This window comes from Acidovorax sp. BoFeN1, from assembly GCF_003345135.1.
Classification (GTDB): domain Bacteria; phylum Pseudomonadota; class Gammaproteobacteria; order Burkholderiales; family Burkholderiaceae_C; genus Acidovorax; species Acidovorax defluvii.
The window spans coordinates 1-3,204 of sequence record NZ_QOZT01000151.1 but is presented as its reverse complement, the minus strand read 5'-3'; the positions used below and the strand labels follow the sequence as shown (position 1 = coordinate 3,204).

Sequence of the window (3,204 nt, the reverse complement as noted above, 5' to 3'; positions counted from 1 at the left end):
GGGGTCTCCTCGTTTTCAGTGCAATAAGTGACGGTACGAAAAGCTAGCACTGGCGCGGAGGTGGTGTTGGTAGATCGTTGATTTCATTGACTTTCCTGTTCACTTTCAAATCTGCGATTCGTGGCGTCAAACCGTGGTCGGTTTCATCCATTGGTGCCAGTTATCGATGCATTTGGCCGCGAAGGCAGGATTTGGTCAGCATAGCGGTCAACCGGGAAGCGAAACACACCCCGCAAGTTGATGCTCTCCAGCCTGGTGGGCGCAATCTTCCCGATCAGTTCCGGTGGAATGACCTGGCGGCGGTTCGACCAGCGATCCAGGACCGCCTGCATCTGTGAGGTATTCCACGCCATCACGATGTTGGCCATCAGGCTCAACGCATCGGCCACAGCCTGCATTTCATCGACACGTTTGGCCTGCGCCGGGCTGATCCGGCCGGTATAAATGGCGCGCTTGAGGGCGTTAACAGCCTCGCCCCGATTGAGCACCCGGCGCAACTCGTTCCTGAAAGCGTCCTTGACAAAGTAGTCAGCCAAAAACGCCGTACGCAGCAACCGCCCCAATTGCACGCCAGCCTCATAGATTGGATCGCCCTGGGCGGCAGAACCGAACCGCGCAAGAGCTGCCACCGCACTGGCATGTCCGCTCATGACCGAGGCTGCCAGGTGCACCAGACTATCCCAATGCTTTTCGATCAAAGCGACGTCGACATTGGCTTCGCACACCGCAGCGATTTCTGCGGGCACTTTGGTGCCGCGTGGCACAAAGAGGTGGCGCTGTTTGAGTTCCTTCAACCGCGGGCAAAGATCAAAACCAAGCAAACGGGCATGTGACATGGCAAAGTCGGTGTAGCCATGGGTATCCACAGCAAGCTGGCTGGTCTCCAGCTTTTCTTGGCGGATGACACCTTCAATGGCCACGCCCGCCTGGCGCTCATTGAGCACAAAGGGCTGCGCATGGAAGATGCCCCACCGGTCTTTTACATGGGAGTAGATTCCAATGGAAGGTGTGTTGCGCCGAGGATCAAGCCGGGCTTGCCACACCCGTTTGGTGGTCTCCATGCTCATCATGTCAGAAGATGCCAAATCGGACCGCCCCCAGGTGGCGGCAATCGGGTGTCGCTGCATGAATTCCAGCACAGCCTGGCAGGCCTGGCTCAGACGCCGTTCGTCCCGCGCCCAGCGCATGGCCTGGCGAATGCTGGTGGCAGACAATTGCGGAATCATGCGCGCGCATTCGACCGCAGTCAGACTGGTGCCGTGGGCCATGATGCCGGCATAGACCATCAGCAGCTCGTCGGTAGAGCGCGGCTCACGTCCGAGCATGATCCAGCTAAAGCGCACCTGGGCGTCAACGGCCAGAATCACTTCCGGCAATTGAACCTCACCGATGCGGTGATCCAAAGCCGCGCGCAGCTTGGTCACTTCTGGGTCTTCGTCCTCTGCGGGCAATGGCGACAAATGGAGTTCATCATCCACGCGCAGTACGCCACTGCGGGCTGCAGCGGCCACCGCATCGACACCGGCAGTTACTCTGGCCAGCAAAGGCTTCAAGAAAGTGGCAGCCTTGCTGGGTAACGATAGACGGGCATAGTGTTTCTTGGACTCTGCCTGCCAACGCTCGTCCGTGAAGAACAAGCGCGCACGACCCCGAAAGCTCAGGCTGTGCTCAATCCAGACCGAGCCATTGCGCACCGCGCGGCGCAGGGCAAACAGGGTGGCCACCTCCAACGCCTGAAACGCCCGTTCCCGGTCTGGGCTGGAGATCGAAACCTGCCAGATCATTCCCAGACTTGGTGCCACCACTTCAACTGGCAGCTTTCTGGATCCTTTGAGATATAAAGCTTGCAGCTTGGCAAGGTACTCGATGGCAGGATGCTCGCCGGTGGCCTGCCAGGGCAGCTTTGCAATGGCGACGAGCAACGACCGCACGGGGCGAATTCCATCAATCAATCCCTCGCGGACCAGGGAGGCCCTGCTCGGTGGTTTGCGTTTCTGGGTTTCGGTGATCAAGGCTTCAAGACGGGCACGCAACTCAGCATCTGGCACCGCACCTTGCGCGCTCAAGGCAACAAGTTCGCCGAGCAGCGTTTTGTACATTGCGGCCCAATTGACGGTAGCGGGGACATCGGCGGCAGCCTGACGCCACAGATCGGCGATCCGGCGCTGCACCATAAGGATCAACTGGTCTGTGGTGGTGAACAGGCAATACCGAAGAAAGCATGCGACCTCCACGGTGCGCGCTGGCTCTTTGATCTTGGCTCCGGCTGAGGGCGGCCTGGAGACAAGTCGGCGCGCGTAGCGGCGCAAGATGAGATCGGGGATGTCTGCCAGGTGCTTATGAACGTCCAGCGTGTAAAGCAGGTCGATGCGCTCCAGTACCTCGCTGATTTGGCGGGTTGAGTGTTTCGCCGGTGCAGCCCATAGCCAACTCTGCTGGGTTTGTCCATCTGGGCGCAGCTCTGAAACTGAGGCTCGCCAGCGATCAAGTGTTGCTGGATCAACGCTGGCGGCGATGGCGGTGCCTGTTTCAACTTCAAGCTGGGCAAGTGCCGCCGCAATCAGTGTCCGAATTGCCCGCTCGTGCACGATCACCAGCTTGTTCTTGTACAGCCATTGACGCGCCCGCACGAGTAGCTGATCGCGGTCGGCGCAGCGCGCCACTTCGTCGCGCAGTTCACGTACCAGTGAGCGGCGCTGGTGCTCGCTCATCCACTGGAATCCAAGGACCGTGCAGGCTACTTGTTGGTGATCGAATAGCGTGCGCCCGCGTTCATACATGGCTCTCAGCGAGGCGACTTCTGGTGCTGCAATGCCAAGCTCGTTGCCAAGGTGGCGCCACAAGGCTACTGGAATTACCCGAAAGGCACCGAGCAAACGCCCACTCATGCGCAGGAAACCAATATGGAGCGCCAGACCAAGCTTGTGGGAATCACCTCGGCGTGCATTGATTGCGTCGCGCTCGGCACCATCGAAGGTGAAAAATGCCTTCATCTCGAAGTCGCTGATATCGCGGGGGAGCCCACGCATCCCCAAAAACGTTGTGTGCCAACCCTGCATCGTGAACCTCAAAAGTGGGAGGCCACCATACCCGTTTACAAAGCGAACAGGAAAGTCAATGAAATCAACGGTCTACCCAGACCACCCCCGCGCCAGTGCTAGCTTTGCGTACCGTCACTTATTGCACTGAAAACGAGGAGACCCC

General features: G+C 58.9%; 1 protein-coding gene. It reads right to left on the bottom strand.

Going from position 1 to position 3,204, the window contains the following annotated elements:
• Nucleotides 1-143: 143 nt before the first annotated feature.
• On the bottom strand, nucleotides 144-3,059 hold the full coding sequence (locus DTW89_RS18860; protein ID WP_003049965.1) for a Tn3-like element IS1071 family transposase: 2,916 nt from the start codon (nucleotides 3,057-3,059) through the stop codon (nucleotides 144-146).
• Nucleotides 3,060-3,204 lie beyond the last annotated feature (145 nt).

Excerpts from the sequence above, each read along its gene's own strand:
- DTW89_RS18860 (WP_003049965.1), bottom strand. The coding sequence starts at position 3,059 with ATGCAGGGTTGGCACACAACGTTTTTGGGGATGCGTGGGCTCCCCCGC.